The organism is Bartonella sp. AP11XZML, from assembly GCF_042196445.1.
In the GTDB taxonomy this organism is placed as follows: Bacteria; Pseudomonadota; Alphaproteobacteria; order Rhizobiales; family Rhizobiaceae; genus Bartonella.
The window spans coordinates 1-22,422 of record NZ_JBHIQF010000053.1 but is presented as its reverse complement, the minus strand read 5'-3'; the positions used below and the strand labels follow the sequence as shown (position 1 = coordinate 22,422).

The following is a 22,422-nucleotide window of genomic DNA, read 5'->3' as shown; positions in this document are numbered from 1 at the left end:
AGTATGTACTACAACTTTAGCAAAAAACAAGCGTACCACTATAACATGCGATACATATTTCTTTTTTACGAAACTTATGATGCTACAACGCGATAAACAGTCTTTGGAAAGCTGTCTACCATACGCATCATCCATTCTTGTTCATTAAGAACAGTATTACAAATATAATAGTCTGTTAGCTCTGCAAATTGCTCAAACCCATATTTTGGTTCGCTTGCCATCTCTAGGATGATAAAATCATATTCTTTTTTAAATTCTTGTAATATATGAGAAATATCATTTGAAAAATCTTGTGCAGAAATAGCACTTGTTAACCCCTGAGGAAGAATATCAACCCCCGTATCATAATCACGGTAAATAACATCATGCAACTTGGCATTGCCCGTTAAAATATCACTCAGTCCGCGATGTGGGCCAATGACTTTCTCTATTTGTTGACCAGAAATATCGACCAACAAAATTGTTTTGTTCTCTTTTGTGAGATGAAGTGAAAGCTTTGCCGCTGTCCGTGCAGCTTCTGGTCCAATGATTGAAATAATGGTTGAAGCACGCCATTTCAAAACATCAGATAATCCCTCTATCGTAATAAAAGCTTCAAAATTTTTCATTTCTTGAGAGACTAAAATACTCTCATTCTTCTTAAGATCATTTTCTTTTGATCTCAAATCCTCTTCTGAGATTTGGTCTTTTTTCCTTTTAAAGCACGTATAGAATAACAATATTCCTAGCAAAAGAGTAAGGAAGCTGACCAATGCACTCACAAGAATATTTTTTCCATAAAGAGCCATAAAAGAAATTGGTGCTAACGTTGTTGGCGTGACCACGTGGATATTTGTATTTTGTAAGAGAAGAGGATCATCACTCAATCTCCGATATGAATCAATAATTTTTTCTCTTCGTTGAGCAGACTTGCTCATCGCTTCATTTTGGGCATCGACTGCTGCTTTTATTTTATTTTCAAACTCGTTAAATATTTCATTCAAAGATTGGGATTGATCTTTTACAAAAAAGTTCATTCTTTTTTTGAGCTGTTTTTCTAATTCCGTTGCAATAACCTCATCTGAATGAACTTGATAAACGATTTGTAAAATTTTATTTTTTAATTGATGAGAAACTGTCTCTAATTCTGCAGTCATCGCTTTAATTTGAGGATGTGTCCACCCTAATTGCACAGCCATATGTGCTCTTTGTGTTTCCAAGAGATCACGTTTAGATTCCAGAGCAGCAATTGCTGAATTGCCTGCAATAAACGATAAAGACAGTAAAGACTGCCCATTTTCACGCATCATGTTAATCGTTGAATTCAAACTTGTTAAATGAATACGCTTTAAAGTTGCTTGCATTAATTGCATCGAAAGATCATGAAGCTCTGTTTGTTTTACACCACGCTGAATAAAAGAATCAATAGATTTACGAAATTCCTGCACGATATTAAGGATTGCAATATTATCATATTGTTTGTCTTCTAATTTATCATTTAACAAGAATTGTTTCTGTTTTATGATTGCTTGTGAAAATGCGGAAAACCAAGTTTCCAACCCACGTTGAGCTGCTTCAAGTGTCTCGGCTTCAAAAGTAAGATCGATAAAATCACCATGACGCGATAAACGGATATTTTCATGATTTTTTTTCTTATAAGAAGCACTTAAAGAAAAATTCGAATCATTGAAGAACATAGGCTGTGAAAACAAAAAGGCGATAACATTGTCTTGCTTTTTAATTGGTAATGCCTTTCCTACAGAATCAGATAATGAAAATGTTAAAGTTGCTTGGTAACCACGGGGCTGGACAAAATAATACAACCAAATCAAAGATACACATAGCATTTGTAATAGCAAAACAATCAAAATGCTTCGCCATACGGTACGTACGAATAGTCTTTTATTACATGTAAGACTCATCTTTATTTTAACCAGCAAAATACTTCTTCATATTGTTTTATTAAGAGAAAGTAGTAACTATCCTCTTAACTTGCTGTCATATTATTTTGGGATAATAAAAATATAAAATTTAAGCACAAATGTTCAACAATAGCTTTAAAGAACTTAATTCATATTTTTTTGAGGCTCTCTAGTTGTTTTTTTGCTTCAGAAGTAACAACCGCTCTAATGGTAATAGACCCATCATCATGCCCTTCTTGCACTATTTCCGCAGAGTTTTCATAAAACCAATCAATAAGCGACATTTCATGAGGTTGTAAAAGATATTCAATGCTTTGCACCTCTCCAAAAATTCGCTTTTCAATGGCTTTTAATAATTGATCGAGTCCATCCCCCTTAAGTGCTGATACCATGAGAGCAGGATTTAATCGCGTCTTTGCACTTGTTTGTAAAACATTCAATGCTTGCTCATCTAACATATCAATCTTATTCCAAACTTCTATGATATGCTCCATATCATCAATATCGATATCAAGACTTGAAAGCACTTCTAAAACATCTTGGGCATGTGCTCGATGATCAAGATCTGACATATCTCTTACATGAAGAATGAGATCTGCTTCAACCACTTCTTCAAGGGTTGCTCTAAAAGCTGCAATCAAATTCGTTGGCAAATTAGAAATAAACCCTACAGTATCAGACAAAAGAACAGTTTTTCCATGGGGAAGAACAACTTTGCGCAAAGTCGGATCAAGCGTTGCAAATAACATATTCTTTGCTAAAACATCTGCACCGCTTAAACGGTTAAAAAGAGTTGACTTTCCTGTATTCGTATATCCTACCAGTGCCACAACAGGATAAGATGTTTTTTTCCTTTTTGCTCTATGAAGTGCACGTGTTTTAATAACCGTTTCTAATTCGCGGCGAATACGAATAATTTTCTCTTGTAAAAGACGCCTATCTGCTTCAATTTGCGTCTCACCAGGTCCACCTAGGAAGCCACGCCCCCCCCGTTGCCTTTCCAAGTGCGTCCAACTCCGTACAAGCCTCCCTTTTTGATAGGACAAACGCGCTAACTCTACTTGCAAAACTCCTTCTTTTGTTCGTGCACGATCCCCAAAAATTTCAAGAATCAAAGCCGTTCTATCGATAACTTTGCAATTCCATAATTTTTCTAAATTACGCTGCTGTACTGGCGTTAAAAAGTGATCTACAATCGCAAGCTCAATAGAATATTCATCTATATAACAGGTTAACGCATCTACTTTACCTTTTCCAAAGAGAGTCGCAGAGCGAGGCGTTGCAATATTAATCGTTTCATAATTAACAACTTCTAACCTTATAGCACGCGCTAACCCCAATGATTCTTTAACACGAGAAGATATAGAACACTCTCTCAAAGAGCTTTCACTTCTATTTTCTTGAAAAATCGGTATCAGAACAAGTGCGCGCACCTGTTCTGTATTCTGCGAAAATACCCCTCCTAATCTCTCATTTTCATTTATCATAGCAATCTAAGTACTTTTAAATGGGATAAGAGGTCTATCTTAAAATGATATGTTTACTCAGGACTTTCACTCTCAAACATCTGTACAGGCTGTCCAGGCATAATCGTAGAAATAGCATGCTTATAAACCAATTGCGCGTGTCCATCTCGGCGCAAAAGAACACAAAAATTATCAAATGAAGTTACAATACCCGTGAGTTTAACGCCATTGACAAGAAAAATTGTAAGGGAAATTTTTTGCTTACGCACCGTATTTAAAAACACATCTTGCAGGTGTTGTGATCGCTCTGCCATTATTCTTACACCTTTATCTAGATTGCATAAAATATTCGTGCATGCATATCGACTGAAAAATATCCAATTGTCAACGTAGAAGCTTAAAAATTCAGCAACAAACAACTGAAATTAGAGAAAAAACAGCTCTTTAAGACAATAATAAAGTACAACTTACGAAAAGCTATATTAAATTAAAAATTTTTCCACGTTTACTTTTTTATGAGCTTACAATTCAAAGGCATACTTTTATACATCCTAAGCTATTACAGACTATATGTGATGATGAATCTGCTTCGTTTAGAATCAATAAAAGTAAGCGGACAACAACATTTATTAACGATTATCGATATTAAAGAGAGACATTCGCACCTTACTGTATATATAACCGCTATTAAATTGTCCTTATTTCAAAGACTGCCGGCTTATAAAGCTTTCTATAAACACAAGTTGTAAACAGTATTTTTGTTTTAGTTAGATTTAAATAATAAATTGTTTTTACTATATTTTATAACATTTTTAAACAGGGTACAAGAAACCGCGTTAACTTTATCTTGATAAGTTTTTAAAATTTTTCCCTAAGCATATTCCTTTCTAAATAATTAACAGCTAGTATGTAGAAATTATGTGGAAGAGGACGTATCCCTTTTCCGGCTGTAAGAGTACGAGGCGAGTATGGCACGCAGAACAAAATTGCAAACATTTGAAGTTGAAGTTGAAGAAGCCCTCACAAAAGCTATGAACTTTGATTTCGATGACACAGGATTTGAAACGATATCATCCAATAATTCTGAAAATGTTGTTAATGTCGATGATCTGATTCAAAAAATTGCAATGGCAGAAGAAGAATTTTTTGCTGAAAACGGTACGTCAACTTTTGTTTCTAATATTCATGATGAAGCTGTTGTTGATAAATCCGTTGTTGAACAGCTTTTTGCTCCAAAACCTTCACCTGATATTTCAGGTGGAACTGTTCATAATACATTATTGCCTACAAAACTTCTTCCTGCAAATGATGATATAACAACCCCTGTAAATTTTGGACCATTCAAGCAACGTTCTTCCTCTCGAGTCTACTGGTATACAACAGCGCTTAGTGCTTTATGGGCAACGGGAGGAGCTTTTATTGCGCATAAACTCGCACCTACCGGACTCAGCTCCTTATCCAATATCAGCACTTTTGTTACATCCCCAACAGGACTTGCTGTAGCAGCCGGAACAGCAATTCCTATCCTTATATCTTGGGGCGTTGCTCAATTAACAAAACGTTCAAACGACTTGCATAATATTGCGCTTCTTATGACCAATGCTGCACAGCGCCTTAGTGAACCACAACATCTATCTGAAAAACAAGCTATTGCTATAGGGCAAACCATTCGTGAAGAAGTAGCGGCAATGAACGAAGGTATTGAACGTACCCTCGGACGTGCTGTTGAACTTGAAGCAATCATACAAGGTGAAGTTCACAATCTAGAACAAGCCTATGCTGAGAATGAATCACGCATTCACACATTAATCAAAGAATTGAGTAATGAACGCATAGCCATTTTGAATCACGCAGATCGCGTACAATCAACAATTAAAGGAACCCAAGAACAACTGAGTGATGAATTTGGTTTGGTTACCTCTAACATTGTGACCAATGTTGAAAAGCTTGCACAAACCCTTTCTCAAACTTTACAAAAACAAGGTGAAGACCTTGTTGAAAAACTTTCCTATGCCGGTGATGGCGTAACAAATCAACTTGTTGAAAAATTTAACAAAACAACAACACAAATTCAGCAGAAAAACACGGAATTTTTTCATGAATTAGGAAAAAACTTTGATGGTTTTGCAAAACGATTTGATCATAATGAAAAACAAATAGAAAAAACCTTTAATGAAACAGCTGAAAAAGCGGAAGTACATGTTGCTAAAATTGCAACACATATACAAGCAGTAACAGATCAAACTTTGCACGCTGTCGATGAAAAGTTTAAAGCCTTGGATAAAGCTCTTATTGATCGTAATAATCAATCTCTACAGAATTTTGATGAGAAGATCTTAAAGCTCGACGACCAAGCACATAAACTCTCTTCTAAATTTGATAACGTAACCTCGCAAGCAATTGGAGCCTTTGAACAACGTTTAGCAACTGTTGATCTTTCTCTTAAAGAACATAGTGATTCCATCATTGATTCCTTTATAGAACGCAGTCAGGCTTTAGAGGATAATGCTGAAAAACTTGGTAACTTCTTGGAAGCTCATGTCTTGAAAATAAATGAGAACCTCCAAGAAAAAACAGCAGACATTACCCATGCATTTACAAATGGACGTGAAGCTATTCTTTCTGCAATTGATAAAAGTAAGGAAAGTCTGAGAGAAGAAATTCAATATGTCGACAATGCCATTGTTGATATCATACAAGAACGTTCACAAGATTTTAAAGTACAACTTTCTGATCAACGAGCTCTTATGGCAGACATGCTCGATAACGAGAAAAATAAAATTGCGGATACATTAAGAAAACAAATTGATGTTTTGTCCCAAAATACTTCTCATATTGAAAAAGTTTTGGCTGATAATGTTCAAGTCGTTGATAAACAAGCTGAAAATCATATTACAAACATCATTCAATGCACTGAAAAGTTACAAGATGTCATTGTACAAAGTTGTAATACAACCCAAGATGCTTTAGAAGCACAAGCGAGAAATATTGATATCCGTGCCGATGCTCTGCGCGATTCTTTAGCGATTAATAGTTTTTCTCTCAATGAAGTTCTTGCCGATCAAGCACGCACACTTGAACAACGCATGGAAACAATCCATAATCTCATTGCAAAAAGTGATATACGTGTCGATGTTGCATTGAAACAACAAATAGATTTAGTTGAGAGTGCAATTGTCGCCAATAATAAAAACATTACTGAAACGGTTCAAGATCATATCAAAAACCTTGAAAGCCATGCCGAAATTTTAAAGAATACTCTCTCTCAATCGAGTGGTGTTTTCTTTGAAACCCTTGAAACACGTATGGAATCATTCGATACAGATCTAGAAGATCGTGCACACAAAATTTTTGAACGGACAACAACGCTAGAGGAAACATTATCTGAAAAATTTAGCCAAATCTGTGAAGCCATTGATATGCAAACATCTGTTATTGAGGAACGTTCTGACACATTAAAAACGTCTCTCATGATTAGTAATGAGCAAAGTCAGATAATTCAACAAGCGCTGGAAAGCAGTGTTGACAATATGCGTGTAACCTTAGAAGACTCTGTTAATACAGTGACAGATAACCTGCATAATAAGATTATAAAAGCTTCTGATATTCTTTCTTCTACGAGTGAACAAATTCTTTCATCTGTTACAAATGTTACTGCACAAGCAGAAAATATTCTCTCAGAATCAGGCAATCGCATTGTATCAAATGTCAAAAAAACTGTTTATGATACCAGTGAAAAAGTTCTGTCAGTTCTGTCTGAACAAACAGCGCATACTGTCGAAGCTTTCGCAACAGCCAGCCATAATGCACAAGCATTATTGAATGAAACTATTCACACATCAACAACAGCAATAGAACAAGTTCTTAATGAACGCTGTGATGTTCTTCATCACTCTATGCAAAATCTTAAAAATAATTTAGGATATCAGCTCTCTGATGTAACGAGCCGTCTGGAAGATGCTGGAAATCAAACAACAACACAAATTTCACAACATGTTGGAAAAATAACAGAGCTTACAAATCACTTAAATCAAGCAGCGCAAAATACGACAGAATCAATTGATTCTTTAACACAGCATATCGGTGAACAACTCTCTCTTTCCACACAAGATGCTGAACAAAGAATTTATGCACATAATGAATCTTTAGTGAATAGCTTAACCAAAGCTAACTCTGAAACACTTCAAACAATAACGATTATGAAGGAAGAGCTTGTTAATAATGTCTCATCCATCTTAACACAGTTGAATCAATCAATTTACAATTTTCACGAAAATAGTAATGTTTTATTATCGGCTGTTCAAAATATTGATGGGCAGTTTAATGAGAGTACGAATAATTTTTTCCGCAACACGGACCAAGTAGCAGAGCGTTTGTCAGCCTCAAATCAAGCGCTCAATACTAATGTTGAAATTCTGCAAGGACTTTCAAAGAGTACCTTTGAACAAATTAATCATATAACGAGCAGTTTTGGTGAACATGCAAAGACACTTTCCCAAACTATTCATGTTCTTGAACAGTCTGAAAATTCACTTAGTGCAACACTTGAAGAAAAACATAATACGCTTTCTGTATTAAGCGATGCTCTTGTTTCAAAGTCTCATGAAATTAATCAAATGATTGGGCATTATGAAAAAATCTTCAACTTAGCACTTGAACGCTCTGATAAGAATGCGCGTAACTCCACAAATTCATTCCAACAATCACTTAATAAGCTTGTTAGTGAAGCATCAACGCGTTTTTCAGAAGCAGCAGAAGATATACGTCGCTCCGCTGATGAAGTTCGTTTAGAGCTTTCAAAGATTAATAATGATATCAATGAAAATGTAAAAAAACTTCCAGAAAAAACAAAAGAAACAACGCAAACAATTCGCACAGCTTTGAATGAACAGATTACAGCGTTACAAGATTTAGTCAGTGTTATACAAAATGATCAAAAGAGCGCACAAAAACAGCTAATATCAGCATTTCCTACATCATCAATGTTTAATCAAAAAAGTGACAGTTCCACTGAGTCTGTTAAAAAGATTGTGCCACCTAAGCCTATTTTGCAACAAGATCAAAGCAAAAAAAGACCAAATAAATGGGTATCAAATCTCTTAGAAAGAGCTTCACGTGAAGAAACATTTTATGATGCTCCCCCTAGTGATGATGTTTTAACATCAGTGCAAACAAAACCATCTCCTGCAAACTGCTCTCTTAATTCATTAGCGTCTGGTATAGTGCAAGCTATTAATCACAATGCCATTGTTGAGCTATGGGATCATTATCAACGTGGACAAAAAAACATCGTAACAGAACGCCTTTATACCTTAAATGGACAAAAAATATTTGAAATGATTAAGAAAAAATATATGAGCGATTTTGGGTTTAAACGTTCAGTGAATCAATATGTTACAGATTTCGAAAAGCTCTTACGTGATATATCGCGCAGTTCTGGCTCTTCCAACTCAGTTCGCAAGTACTTGATATCAGATACCGGAAAAGTTTATACTATGCTTGCTCATGCAAGTGGTCGAATCCAATAACAAATAAGAAAGTGGAAAAAGATATTTTTTCCACTTTCTCTCTCCAGTTGTTTTAATGGCTCATCATAGAATGCTTTTTTTTTCAACTGTAGCTTTGTACTTCAAAGGTTGGGATAATTGGCATGCGGTTTTCTTTGATATCCTAAGCAATAACCCTAAAGAAGCGTAATGGCTTATCAAATTTTTATTAATTGTGAAAAAAATTCATGCTTTTGTATTAAAATAGCTCATAGAAACACTTCTATTTATTTTTTTTAATGTTTTTTATCCACATATTACTCTCGTTTGAATTATGTAAGTAAATATTTTTTATTATATTAGATAAGTTTGAGCTAAAAGAATCTTATTGTATTCAAATTTCTCATTCAACATACGAGATGATTCATTATAAATTATAAAGTTTGCATTATTAAGAGTTCAATTGAATAATAAACAAAACAACTCCCATTTTTAAAGTTCCAATTTCCTTTTAAATAGCTGCAAAAATAATTTATAAATTGCAAATTGTTATTTAAAATTTCTTCTACCTCCCTATAGAAATTTAAATAAAGAAGATGAAGTTAATAGAAAACACTCTTCTTTTCTTTCCTTAAGTTGTAAGCATTGCAAAAAAAATAATGGCTTGGTAATGTAATTATTAGTAATATTTTATTTGTTTGTAGACTAATCAATTTTTACGGGTTTTATTAAGGAAAGAAAAAACTAATCGTGCTGCTATCAATGAAATTATTCATGCACACAAACAAAAAGAATCATCAAACTGGTTTTACGATCCAGAAGAATTTTCTCATACTCATGCATTTTGATATTCAGAGAAATGAGGATTTATTAGTGGACAAAACCTTATCGTAGATGGAACATCTCATATACACATACGCTAACTTGGATATCATAAAAATGTCTAGAGAACGAAATAGTGATTGCAGTTCACAAAAAGCTGAACTTGACAGTGCCGCACTTTTTTATCACCAGTACCCTAAACCTGGAAAATTGGAAATACAAGCAACAAAACCTCTTGATAACCAACGTGATTTAGCTCTTGCTTATTCTCCAGGTGTTGCTGCACCATGTCTTGCAATTCATGAAGATCCTAATCTTGCTGCTCAATATACCTCCCGTTCTAATTTAGTCGCTGTTATATCCAATGGAACTGCTGTTCTTGGTTTAGGAAATATTGGCCCTCTTGCTTCAAAGCCAGTTATGGAAGGTAAAGCCGTTTTATTCAAAAAATTTGCGAATATTGATGTCTTTGATATTGAAATTGATGCATCCGATATAGAACAAATGGTACAAACGGTATCGACTTTAGAACCTACATTTGGTGGTATTAATCTTGAAGACATTAAGGCTCCTGAATGTTTTGACATCGAAGAAAAGCTTCGTGCTAAAATGAAAATTCCAGTTTTTCATGATGACCAACATGGAACTGCCATTATTGTTTCTGCGGCTGTATTAAATGCCTTAAATCTTTCAGGAAAAAAAATTGAAAATGCAAAAATAGTTACCTCAGGTGCAGGTGCTGCTGCCCTCGCTTGCCTTAATCTTTTGGTTCGTCTTGGGGCAAAAGTTGAAAATATTTGGCTTAGTGACTTAGAGGGAGTTGTTTATGAAGGTCGCAAGACCCTTATGGATCGTTGGAAAATCAATTACGCACAAAAAACGGACGCACGAACTTTATCTGATATTATTGATGATGCGGATATTTTTCTAGGCCTATCTGCAGGTGGTGTTTTAAAGCCTGAATATCTTAAAAGAATGGCTCAAAATCCACTCATTTTAGCACTGGCTAATCCAGTACCAGAAATTATGCCTGAAGAAGCACGCTCTATACGACCAGATGCAATGATCTGCACAGGACGCTCTGATTATCCCAATCAAGTTAATAATGTCCTTTGTTTTCCCTATATCTTCCGTGGTGCATTAGACGTAGGTGCTAGTGCAATTAATGAAGAAATGAAAATGGCCGCTGTTCATGCGATTGCTGCCCTTGCACGTGAAGAAACTTCAGATGTTGTAGCACGTGCATACTCGAAAGAACCACCCAATTTTGGACCAGACTATCTAATCCCCTCTCCTTTTGATCCGCGTTTAATACTGCGTATTGCTCCCGCTGTTGCTAAAGCAGCAATGACAACTGGTGTCGCCATTCGTCCCATTGAAGATATGGAGGCCTACTATGATATCCTCAATCGATTTGTCTTTCTTTCTGGTTTAACAATGAAACCTGTTTTTGCTGCAGCAAAAACAGCAAAACGTAAACGCGTCATCTATGCCAATGGTGAAGATGAACGCGTCCTTCGTGCGGCACAAGTTGTCATTGAAGAACAAACAGCAACGCCCCTCCTTATCGGCCGTCCACATGTCGTAGAAGCAAGATTAAAACGCTTTGGTTTAAGAATTCGTCCCGGTATAGATTTTGAATTAACAAACCCTGAAGATGATCCACGTTTTCGTGATTATGTTAATTTATTTTTTCATTATACAGGAAGGCGTGGAGTTACGCCTGAAATGGCAAAAACAGTAGTGAGAACATCAACAACGGCTATTGCTGCCCTTGCCGTTATGCGTGAAGAAGCAGATGCAATGATTTGCGGCTTAGAAGGACGCTTTGAACGCCAACTTGAATTGATTGAACAAATTATCGGTCTTGATCCTCATGTTCACCGTTTTTCTGCTATGAGTTTGCTTATCTCTCAACAACGTACTCTTTTCCTTACAGATACTTACGTCAATGAAAATCCTTCTGCAGAAGAAATCGCTGAAATGACTGTGTTGGCAGCTCAAGAAGTTGAAGCATTTGGAATAACACCAAAAGCAGCCTTATTATCACACTCAAACTTTGGTTCTAAAAACACAGAAAGTGCGCGTAAAATGCGACGTGCAACAGAAATTCTTGCCAAATTACACCCTGATTTAGAAGCAGATGGTGAAATGCATGCTGATGCTGCCCTTTCCAAAGTTTTTCGTGATCGTGTTTTTCCTAATTCTCGTCTTAAAAGTGAAGCTAATTTGCTTGTCTTTCCAACACTTGATTCAGCCAATATCACGCTCAACACTGTTAAAAGCCTCACAAATGCACTCCATGTTGGTCCTATTCTAATCGGGGCAGCACGTCCCGCCCATATCTTAACACCTTCAGTAACTTCCCGGGGAGTTGTTAATATAACAGCCCTTGCTGTCCTTGCTGCCAATAGAAAAAATAGTCTCGTAAAATAAATGCGTAATAAAATTTCAAAGTTTTTTAAATATTGAGATATAGTATTTCATGTACTGTAAACCTCTTTTCTCTATAGATAAAGACAGCTATATTCTGGATTAAGTCTTTTTTTTAAAGAGAAAAAAGGCTAGAAGAATAATATTAAATGTATTTTGAATTTACTAACTCTATAATAAGGAATCCGTACATTGCCTTCCACGTTTGATAAAGTTGCTGATATCATTGCAGAAATCAGTGAAATTGATCGCAATACAATTACACCTGAGAGTCATACAATTGACGATTTAGGAATCGACAGTCTTGATTTTCTTGATATTGTTTTCGCTATTGATAAAGCTTTCGGAATAAAAGTCCCTCTAGAACAATGGACACAAGAAGTCAACGAAGGTACCGTTGCAACAGAAGAATACTTTGTTCTTAAAAACCTTTGTGCAAAAATTGATGATCTCGTTGCCTTAAAACAGGCGGAGTAGTTTTTTCGCCATGCATGATCAATCTGTATTCATCACTGGTATAGGTCTCATAAGCTCTCTGGGGGAAGGAACTGATCAACATTGGAAACTCTTAAATGATCCAATCCGTACACCAAACCTAGATTATACAACTTTTTCACCTTACACGGTTCATAAATTGCCCGAAGTTGATTGGAGTTTACAAATTCCTAAAAAAAGTGATCAACGGCAAATGGGAACATGGCAGCGTCTTGGTACCTATGCAGCTGGTCTTGCTCTTGATGATGCCGGCATGAAAAATAATGAACAACTCACTTCAACAATGGATATGATCGTAGCGGCAAGTGGGGGAGAACGTGATATTACTGTTGATACACAGATTCTTTCTAAAGCGCGCGCAGTTGCCGATCATGCTTCTATGTTAAATGTTGCTCTTTCAACTGAACTTCGTCCAACATTATTTTTAGCACAACTTTCAAACCTTTTGGCAGGAAACATTTCAATTGTTCATAAAGTCACTGGATCATCTCGTACATTTATGGGAGAAGAAGGCAGTGGTCTTTCTGCACTTCAAATTGCTGTAGCTCGTATTAAATCAGGTCAAAGCACCCATGCTCTTGTAGGAAGTTCCTATAATGCACAAAGTTATGATATGTTGTTGGCGCATGAGCTTGGTGGTCTTTTAACCCATAATGGATGGAGCCCAGTGTGGGATCGTGAAATCCACCCCGGCGGCGGTATCATAGCCGGTTCTGGTGGTATCTTCCTAGTTATTGAAAGTGGAGAACATGCCAAAAAACGCAACGCACGTGCTTATGCTGAAATTAGCCAAATTATTACAGACCAAACAGATAGAACCAAAATTCCACTTAGAGAGTCAATTGCAACAATGTTGAAAACTGCTGGCGCTAAATCTGCCTTAGCCATTTCAGCAGCCTCAGGAGCTCACGAAGCAACAAAAGCAGAACAAAATGCTCTTGATAATGCTGATCTATCTTACCGTGGCATTACAACATTATTTGGTTATATGCGGGAAGCACAATTTCCTCTAGCTCTAGCTCTTGCAGCACTTTCAATTGAAAAAAAACGCGGTTTTCCAGCGTTAAGTCCTCATGAAAAACCTTTTTCTAAAGAAGTACGTGAAATATTTGTTACAACGATTGGTATAAAAAGAGCTGAAGGTATTGTGCGTCTTACTGCTGTTTGAAGGGGAATTTCTATAGTGAAATATCATGATCATTTTGGGCGTCCACTTGTAGCAATAACTGGTGCAGGCATTGTCACATCACTGGGACAAGGGAAACATGAAAATTGGCAAAAATTAACAAGTGGTGTAAGTGGTATCCACAAAATAACACGTTTTCCCGTTGAGGGATTAAATACATATATTGCTGGAACAATTGATTTTCTTAAAGAAAGTACACTTGGTGCTTCAGCTCTCTCTGAGAAGCTTGCATATCTTTCTGCTGAAGAAGCTTTAGAACAAGCTGCTATTGATAAAAAAAATTTTAATGGACCACTCTTTCTAGCTGCTCCTCCTGTTGAACTTGAATGGAAAGCACGTTTTAGTCTTGATCAAGAGAAAGAATTCAATAATGAGCCTTCTTATGCACATCTTCTTAAAGTCTGTAAGGATAAACTCCATGAGACGCTTTTTGAATCCACACAATTTGGTGCAATTGCAGAAAAACTTCAAAAAACATTTGGCACAAAAGGACTTCCTGTTACACTTTCCACTGCCTGTGCATCTGGTGCAACAGCAATTCAATTAGGTGTTGAGTCTATTAGACGGAGAGAGACAAATAGAGCTCTCATAATTGCGACAGATGGATCGGTTTCAGCAGAATCTCTTATTCGTTTTTCGCTACTATCTGCTCTTTCAACTCAGAATGAGCCTCCAGAAAAAGCAGCAAAACCCTTTAGCCGTGATCGAGATGGTTTTGTTATGGCAGAAGGCTCAGGCGCTCTTATTCTTGAATCTCTTCAAAGCGCATTAAACCGTAATGCTACAGTTTTAGGAATTTTAGCTGGCTGTGGAGAAACCGCCGATGACTTTCACCGTACACGTTCAAAACCCGATGCATCACCAGCAATTGAATCCGTTCGCAAAGCTTTAGACGATGCAAAAATAACCATCAATGAAATTGACTATATTAATGCCCACGGAACTTCAACACCTGAAAATGAGAAAATGGAATATCTTGCATTATCAACAGTATTCGGTGATCTTTTAGAGCATATTCCTGTCTCTTCTAATAAATCAATGATTGGGCATACATTAACTGCTGCTGGTGCAATAGAAGCGGTTTTTTCGCTTTTAACCATTCAATCGGGAATACTTCCACCAACAATAAATTATGATAATCCTGACCCTACTATCCCCTTAGATGTTGTTCCTCATCATAGCCGTAAGTCCTGTGTCAATGCGGTTTTGTCAAACTCATTTGGATTTGGTGGTCAAAATATGAGTCTTGTTATCACTGCATATAAAGGATAATCCTGTAATAATAAAATTTTATAACGCTAACCAATAATATATTTAAGGGGGATGATAATGCGTGCACTGCAACTCTTCGATGATCGTCGGCTTGAAATCACCAATATTTCCCCGCCATCTTCACCTAGTATAGGTGAAGTAACTGTGCGGATAAAAGCCGTTGCTCTTAATCATATTGATGTATGGGGATGGCGTGGCATGGCTTTTGCGAAAAGAAAAATGCCACTCATCATTGGTGCAGAAGCCTCTGGTGAGGTTATACAAATAGGAGATGGCGTTGAACATCTCCAACTTGGACAGATTGTCTCAATTTATGGTGCACAAACCTGCGGAGTATGCCAAGCTTGTCATGAAGGACGGGATAATCTTTGCAGTAATGTAAAGGGAGTCTATGGTTTTCACCTTGATGGATTTGCGTGTGAGCTTGTCAATTTGCCAGCACGTTTATTAGTTCCATCACCTCCCCAATGTGATGAATTGCAAGCAGCAGTTGCTCCAATTACTTTTGGTACCGTAGAACATATGCTTTTCGATAACGCAAAACTACAAGCAGGAGAAACAATCCTAGTACAGGCTGGTGGCTCAGGTATTGGTTCTGCAGCCATTCAACTTGCAAAACACATGGGCTGTACAGTTATCACAACTGTAGGTTCAGATGAAAAAATTGCAAAAGCGCACTCTCTTGGGGCAGATCATGTGATTAATTATCGTAAAGATCGTTTTGAAGGTGTAGTGCGTAAATTAACCCAAAAAAAAGGTGTTGACGTTGTTTTTGAGCATGTTGGTGTCGATACATGGAACGGTTCTCTGTTATGTATGAAAAAAGGAGCACGCTTAGTGACTTGCGGTTCTACCTCTGGTGTTTCAGCATCAATAAATCTCATGCAATTATTCCAGCAACAGCTTAAGATATTCGGTTCATTTGGCTGCCGTATGGAAAATATGAAAAATGCCATGCAAAAAATGGCACAAAAAGCCGTACACCCTGTCATTGATACAATTGTTGGGCTGGATGAAATTGATACAGCTTTAAAACGAATGGAGAGTCGTGACGTTTTTGGTAAAATTATCCTTAAAATCGATTAAATCATGATGAAGCTTTCTCTTAAAAATCTCATATATCGTATTAAAATTATAGCTAAAAAAATATCCTACTTGTTATGGGCATATCTACTCTTTGGTTCTTTATTTATTCTAAAATGTTTTCCAGCCAAAATGGGAATTTCTTTTTTTGCTTGGTTAGCAAAAAAAATTGGTCCCCTTGTACATCGTCATCAAATCACACTTGCAAACCTTAGGAGTGCATATCCAGAAAAAACAGAGCAAGAACTCCGTGCGATTGCAATAGAAATGTGGGAAAATATAGGACGTTTCCTAGCCGAATATATTTTTCTTGATAAAATTTTTGATTTTGATCCTCATGCAGACGAGCCAGGTTTCATTGAGGTTAAAGGCATTGAAATATTTGAGCGATTAAAAAATGAAAAAAAACCACATATTTTTTTCACCGCACATACTGGAAATTTTGAACTTCTGCCTATTTGTGCACAAAGTTTTGATCTTAATGTTACGGTATTATTTAGACCACCCAATAATCCCTATGTTGCCAAACGAATCCTTAAAGCACGACAAACTTCTATGGGACATCTTGTTCCCTCCAAGGCCGGTGCCGCATGGGCATTAGCAGCCAAATTAGAAGAAGGTGAAAATGTTGGTATGCTCGTTGATCAAAAATTTCGCCGCGGTATCATGGGAACATTTTTTAACAGACCTCTTAAAACAAACCCCTTAATTATAAAACTTGCTCGACAATATGACTGTGATATTTATCCAGCACGTTGTATTCGTTTGCCTAGTGGACGTCATCGTTTAGAGTTATATGAACATGTAGAACTTCCACGTGATGAAAAAAATGATATCGATATAGCTGCTTCTACGCAAAAATTAAATGATATTGTTGAATCTTGGGTCCGTGAATATCCTGGACAATGGATGTGGTTACATAGACGTTGGGACATCTAACATAAGCTCTATTGCTTACAAAGGAAGTGCAAAATGTTAGCCTCAAAAGATATCAAAGATCTCACTGCAATTATCACTGCATTACGAAACTCTGATAATGGTTGTATCTGGCATAAAAAACAAACTTTTGAATCCCTCATACCCTATATGCTCGAAGAAGTTTACGAAGTCATCGATGCCATTGAACGAAAGAATCGAAAGGATCTCTGTGAAGAACTTGGGGATCTTCTTTTACAAGTTGTCTATCATGCTACCATAGCACAAGAAGAAGGCAGCTTTACTTTTGAAGATGTTGTTTATGCAATCACGGAAAAAATGATTCGACGCCATCCTCATGTTTTTGGAAATGCCGAGCAAAAAAAACGAGGATTTATAAAAGAGGAGTGGGAATATATAAAAAAAAGAGAACAGGTTGAACAAAAAAGAATGTGCGAAGAAAAAAACAACAATTCCTCCATAAGCATACTCGCAACAGTAAAACAAATCCAGCCAGCAAACCAAGAGGCACTTGCTTTACAAGAAGCAGCAGCTAAAGTAGGTTTTGATTGGCAAAAAAGTGATAAAGTTTTTGAAAAAATAGAAGAAGAACTGGAAGAGCTCAAAGAAGCCATCAAAAATAAACAAAACTCAGAGATAGAAGCAGAGTTTGGAGATCTCTACTTTATACTCCTTAACCTCGCGCGCCACTTAGCGATTGATTCACAAAAAGCATTAAAAAAAACGAATATAAAATTTCGAAATCGTTTCACCTATATTGAAGAAAAGCTATCCACTCAATCTAAAACACTCACTGACGCATCCTTGAATGAAATGGAAGCACTTTGGAAGAAAGCTAAAAATGAACAATAAAAAATAGTAGATTTCTTCTACCTAAAAGAACAAGCCCCTCTAAAATTACTAAATTATAATTTAGCTCAGCTCAATTTGTTTTATATTGATCCTGCGTAGCAGGACGAAGTTCCACCGATTCGCCACACCCGCATGCTGAAACTTGATTAGGATTTTTAAAGATAAAACCAGACCGCAGCGTTGTCACTTCATAATCCATCTGCGTCCCTAATAAAAATAATACCGCATCATGTGCTACAAAAACACGGGCACCTTTCACTTCAACAACATCCGCATCTATCCCCTTTTCTTTGACAAGAGTAATTGTATACTCCATCCCTGCACAACCACCTTTTTTGATACCAACAAGAATACCCTGTGCATCTTTTGCATCCATAATCGCTTTAACACGATCCACTGCTGCTTGCGTCAAATTTATTACCGAAAAACGGCTCATCCTTTACTCTTTTCTTAGTTCAATAGACACTTTGAAAGTTTTTCCTCTATAATATTTTATCTGATATTTTAGAAAAAAAAACAACAAAACATAAATTAAAGCATTCTGATCTTGTTTATTTGGATAAAAATACATACCCGTAAAATGAGATTTGTGATTACACAATCCAGAACTTACAATTTTTTATCCATATAAAATGAAAATACCTCGTCTATAAAACTCTAAAAAACGAAAACTTTTCAAAACCATACATTCACTCCTCTTCTTTTGAAAATCTTTATCTTTTTAGAAAAGTAACGATTAGGTAAGAAAAAAATATACCTTCAGCACTCATTTGCTCCAATTCATACCTCTACACCAATCTTACCCCCCTCCTCACAATCTCAAAAGTAATTAAATGCATACATCTATTAACTATAGAGCTAAAAATTTAATGATCACAAAGAATTTTACAAATTCGTTATTTATCTTGAGTTAACAACAAAATATTGATGTCCAAAATTTTTACTTTCAAAAGCTCTAAGTGCAAGAGCATTTTAGATTTTATTCTGTTTATTTTTTCTCTTGCCTTTAAAGAAACAGTCATTTAATCGTTTTACACGAACTCGGAGCGTAGCGCAGCTTGGTAGCGCACTTGACTGGGGGTCAAGGGGTCGTGGGTTCAAATCCCGCCGCTCCGACCATTTTTAAAATGCTATAAATAAGCTTACTTAAAAAGTGAATCATTATGCATTTCAATTGCACACACATGAACTTTTTCTTCAACGTAGAATAATGTGCAATGATATTTTATCATAAATTCGAGATAAGCTTTTTTATTAAAATGCGCTTCGTTCTTAGGAAAACACATACGAAACGCGAGACCTTTTGCCTCGCGTTTTTTATTTTTCAGAAAAATTTATAATTATCCGATCTCATATTTTCTAAATTTTCTTTACACGATAACGTCGCTGTTATCATTTTTTGTAATGGATGGTGACATCTGTACGGTTATCTTTTTGGGTTTTAATTCAGCTGGCATTTCCCTTTTAAGCTGAATATGAAGAAGCCCATCTCCAAGTTCTGCCCCAATAACCTTAACATGATCAGCCAAATGAAAACGCCGTTCAAAAGCGCGCGAAGCAATACCTCGATAAAGGAATTCTCGCTCTTCATCATCATTTTTAGACTTTCTGTCTCCCTTAACGATCAGCTGGTTACAATGCGTTTCAATATCAATTTCATCTTGAGAAAAACCAGCAACAGCCATAGAAATTCTATAAGAATCTTCAGTTAAACGCTCGATATTATAAGGGGGATAAGAAGAAACTTCGTCTGGTTGTGTTCTAGAATCAAACCAGTTAAAAAGATGATCAAAACCTACTGTGGAACGATAAAATGGTGAAAAATCTACTTGACGCATAATATTGCCCTCCTCTAGAGCGACTATAATTTATAATTAATTCACAAAGTTCCCATATGGCAAACTTACTTGTGAACCTGCGGCCCCATCATGGCAACCGCATTATATTATCTAGTAATCGTTTTTCTTTATTTCAACTCTTTGGGACCTAAATTGATAAAAACTATCTAAAAAGCAATATACCCCTTTTTTAATCCTCTTTCTTCATTACATAAATGTCAAAGCACTAAGCGGCAAATACACTGTAAAGGATTTCAATTGGAAACACCTCTTTATCCCATAGACTGGGGTTCCACTTTTCTTAATATCCATCATGATACTCTTAAAATAGCAATAGATCACGAAATTCGTTTTGCTATAACATATCCTGAGATGGAAAAATCTAAGGGAACAATTGTTATTCTCAAAAGCTACGCAAATACTTTAGAAAAATATTTTTTATTAATAAATGAAATTTCTAAACGCGGTTTTCATACAGCAATATTTGACTGCTTTGATCAAGAAAAAACATCCTTCAAGATAAGAAAACAAAGCCGACATCATTGTTTTGATATAAATAATGATATTAATGACTTATATAAATTTCTTAAAAGTATTGTTTATCCTAATTGTCCGCCGCCTTATTCTATGCTCGCCTATGGCATAGGTGGATTGATAGCACTTAGCGGATTAGATCTCATTAATCATCAGTTTAATAGATTGCTCTGTGTTTCTCCCCTTTTTGCTCCATTCGGCAATAAAACGAATAGTTTTCAACATAAATTAACACAATTTCTTTCTGATATAGGTCTTGGCTTTATACCAGTGAAAGATGGGAAAAAATTAAACAAGACAAAACAAAAAAATATACAATTGGGACACATACATAAAGTGCCGCTCCCTTCCATTAAGCCCCCAACATCCCAATGGATGGCTTCAGTATTTAATGCGATTGATTCTATGAAGAGAAATGTACTTCATGGAGATTTACGAATCCCAACACTCTTTATTCTTGCCAATCAAAACAATATTGCAAACAACATTGAAGTGCGGCAATTATGCCAACACACACGTCTAACAGAAAGTATTACTATTACAGGCGCTGAACTGGATACAATTATGGTTAACGAAGATTATAAAAAGCAATTTTGGGCTGCATTTGATGCATTTATTCCCGATAATGTATCTGTAAAATAGCACTAAACCTTAATTTCCGCTCCGCCCCATCAAAAAAGAATTTTTCTACGAGCATTGGATCTACAAAAACTTTTAAATATAATAGATTTTTCTTTCCAACCACTCATATGATTCGTTTTCTAGCCTCTACAGACAAGCCATGACCTAAATATTCACCATGCATTCTAATAAAAAAAATAATATACAAAGTATATCATTACATTAAACAATATTATTTTACATCATAAAAAATAACTTAATAAAAAAACTATTTATATAAATAATAAATTTATCTTAATATAACATGATACATATTTACAAATAAAGCATCAAAATACTATTTTTGATCTGTTATTAAGTGATAATTTAATATTATATCTAGGAAAACAATAGTTTTCATCTATTTAAGGAAAAAACTGGAAATAAAGCGCATTTATAATATTTATTACAAATCTCTATAAAAACAAATAACTATAAAATTTCTATTTCTTAGGAGAACTTTTTAAAAACAATAAATTAACATAATATTCTTTTAATTTCTCGATATAGGAAGTCCCTACAATAACGGTTTTCATAAGTTTTTTAATGGAATTCTGATAATAATCAGTAACTTTAAAAGAAAAGATAGTAATGAATCATCTTAGTAGTTTTAGAGAACCCCTTCTTTTTTCAAAATCACATATATTTCGAATTTAACCAACTCACAACGAATATGCTGTATTTTGAATCAGAATGTAAGAATTAACCATTTTGCCATTCATTTCAATTATGAGCATTTTACCATCTTTTTTATAAATACTCTATATTGTATAATTGATGCGGCAAAACTCTGACAAATGGAGCCATTGGAATATAATCATGAAACGAATCCTGCTCGCAGAAGATGATAACGATATGCGTCGCTTTCTCGTAAAAGCCCTAGAACGTGCAGGCTACGAAGTCGCCGATTTCGATAATGGTATTAGCGCATATGAACGTTTACAAGAAGAGCCATTTTCCCTTCTCCTGACTGATATTGTCATGCCAGAGATGGACGGAATCGAACTCGCACGACGTGCTACTGAGATTGACCCTGATTTACGAGTAATGTTCATTACGGGTTTTGCAGCGGTAGCACTCAATTCAAATAGTGATACCCCTCCTGATGCAAAGGTTCTCTCTAAGCCATTTCACTTACGTGAACTCGTCAATGAGGTTGAAAAAATCCTTATCGCTGCTTAAAAAGTATTTTTTAAAGTTATTTGCATCTGTTGAAAGAGAAAATGAAATTAGGCATTGACGTTTGGCATTCTATATGGTGTATGCAACATCAATGAATGGGCGTGTAGCTCAGCGGGAGAGCACTACGTTGACATCGTAGGGGTCACAGGTTCAATCCCTGTCACGCCCACCATTGCATTTTATATCAACAATAATTTATTGATTTTCCATATATTTTTTACAGTGAGGGACGCGTAAATAAAAGTTAGGGAATAGGATTTTTCAACCTATCTCTAT

15 protein-coding genes and 2 tRNA genes are annotated in these 22,422 nt (G+C 35.8%); 12 read left to right on the top strand and 5 right to left on the bottom strand.

All coding sequences use genetic code 11. The features are described from left to right. Positions 1–74: 74 nt before the first annotated feature. The 3 genes from ACFIMG_RS05390 to hfq all read right to left on the bottom strand — a co-directional run bounded on the left by ACFIMG_RS05390 (position 75) and on the right by hfq (position 3,681). On the bottom strand, positions 75–1,901 hold the full coding sequence (locus ACFIMG_RS05390; RefSeq protein ID WP_375679309.1) for a hypothetical protein: 1,827 nt from the start codon (positions 1,899–1,901) through the stop codon (positions 75–77). Positions 1,902–2,050: 149 nt separating this feature from the next. Beyond that, complete coding sequence (gene hflX / locus ACFIMG_RS05385; protein WP_375679310.1) at positions 2,051–3,388, bottom strand: GTPase HflX; 1,338 nt, start codon at positions 3,386–3,388, stop codon at positions 2,051–2,053. A gap of 53 nt (positions 3,389–3,441) precedes the next feature. Then, complete coding sequence (gene hfq / locus ACFIMG_RS05380; protein WP_375677158.1) at positions 3,442–3,681, bottom strand: RNA chaperone Hfq; 240 nt, start codon at positions 3,679–3,681, stop codon at positions 3,442–3,444. 654 nt (positions 3,682–4,335) lie between these two features. On the opposite strand from hfq, the gene ACFIMG_RS05375 reads away from it, so the two are divergent. The 8 genes from ACFIMG_RS05375 (at position 4,336) to mazG (ending at position 17,932) form a co-directional block, all read left to right on the top strand. After that, a complete protein-coding gene (locus ACFIMG_RS05375; RefSeq protein WP_375679311.1) occupies positions 4,336–8,895 on the top strand; it encodes a hypothetical protein in 4,560 nt (1,519 codons plus the stop codon). 897 nt (positions 8,896–9,792) lie between these two features. Beyond that, the gene (locus tag ACFIMG_RS05370) at positions 9,793–12,111 is read left to right on the top strand and encodes an NADP-dependent malic enzyme (protein ID WP_375679312.1); all 2,319 of its coding nucleotides are present in this window, start codon (positions 9,793–9,795) and stop codon (positions 12,109–12,111) included. Positions 12,112–12,300: 189 nt separating this feature from the next. Continuing rightward, positions 12,301–12,585 carry an acyl carrier protein gene (locus tag ACFIMG_RS05365; RefSeq protein WP_005773457.1) on the top strand — a complete coding sequence of 95 codons (285 nt, stop codon included), beginning with the start codon at positions 12,301–12,303 and terminating at the stop codon, positions 12,583–12,585. Between the two features lie 10 nt (positions 12,586–12,595). Further along, complete coding sequence (locus ACFIMG_RS05360) at positions 12,596–13,771, top strand: beta-ketoacyl-ACP synthase (protein ID WP_375679313.1); 1,176 nt, start codon at positions 12,596–12,598, stop codon at positions 13,769–13,771. A 15-nt stretch (positions 13,772–13,786) separates the two neighbouring features. After that, positions 13,787–15,061, top strand: a complete 1,275-nt coding sequence (locus ACFIMG_RS05355; protein WP_375679315.1) for a beta-ketoacyl-ACP synthase — start codon at positions 13,787–13,789, stop codon at positions 15,059–15,061. A gap of 57 nt (positions 15,062–15,118) precedes the next feature. Next, positions 15,119–16,147 (top strand): zinc-binding dehydrogenase, encoded by a 1,029-nt coding sequence (locus ACFIMG_RS05350; protein WP_375679316.1) that lies wholly within the window; start codon positions 15,119–15,121, stop codon positions 16,145–16,147. Between the two features lie 6 nt (positions 16,148–16,153). Continuing rightward, positions 16,154–17,083, top strand: a complete 930-nt coding sequence (locus tag ACFIMG_RS05345; RefSeq protein WP_273791402.1) for a lipid A biosynthesis lauroyl acyltransferase — start codon at positions 16,154–16,156, stop codon at positions 17,081–17,083. 33 nt (positions 17,084–17,116) lie between these two features. Then, positions 17,117–17,932, top strand: a complete 816-nt coding sequence (gene mazG, locus ACFIMG_RS05340; protein ID WP_375679317.1) for a nucleoside triphosphate pyrophosphohydrolase — start codon at positions 17,117–17,119, stop codon at positions 17,930–17,932. 70 nt (positions 17,933–18,002) lie between these two features. Here the strand turns inward: mazG and ACFIMG_RS05335 are convergent, their stop codons facing one another. After that, positions 18,003–18,368: an iron-sulfur cluster assembly accessory protein gene (locus ACFIMG_RS05335; RefSeq protein WP_375679318.1), complete on the bottom strand. Its 366-nt coding sequence runs from the start codon at positions 18,366–18,368 to the stop codon at positions 18,003–18,005. A 606-nt stretch (positions 18,369–18,974) separates the two neighbouring features. Between ACFIMG_RS05335 and ACFIMG_RS05330 the strand changes: the two genes are divergently transcribed. Further along, positions 18,975–19,051: transfer RNA gene (locus ACFIMG_RS05330), tRNA-Pro, on the top strand. Positions 19,052–19,302: 251 nt separating this feature from the next. On the opposite strand, the gene ACFIMG_RS05325 is transcribed toward ACFIMG_RS05330, so the two are convergent. Beyond that, on the bottom strand, positions 19,303–19,770 hold the full coding sequence (locus ACFIMG_RS05325) for an Hsp20 family protein (RefSeq protein WP_375613075.1): 468 nt from the start codon (positions 19,768–19,770) through the stop codon (positions 19,303–19,305). Positions 19,771–20,028: 258 nt separating this feature from the next. Here ACFIMG_RS05325 and ACFIMG_RS05320 point away from each other — a divergent pair, with 258 nt between their 5' ends. The 3 genes from ACFIMG_RS05320 to ACFIMG_RS05310 all read left to right on the top strand — a co-directional run bounded on the left by ACFIMG_RS05320 (position 20,029) and on the right by ACFIMG_RS05310 (position 22,318). Continuing rightward, a complete protein-coding gene (locus ACFIMG_RS05320; protein WP_375679319.1) occupies positions 20,029–20,946 on the top strand; it encodes a serine aminopeptidase domain-containing protein in 918 nt (305 codons plus the stop codon). 837 nt (positions 20,947–21,783) lie between these two features. Continuing rightward, a complete protein-coding gene (gene cpdR, locus ACFIMG_RS05315) occupies positions 21,784–22,146 on the top strand; it encodes a cell cycle two-component system response regulator CpdR (protein WP_375613077.1) in 363 nt (120 codons plus the stop codon). Between the two features lie 97 nt (positions 22,147–22,243). Then, positions 22,244–22,318: transfer RNA gene (locus tag ACFIMG_RS05310), tRNA-Val, on the top strand. Positions 22,319–22,422 lie beyond the last annotated feature (104 nt).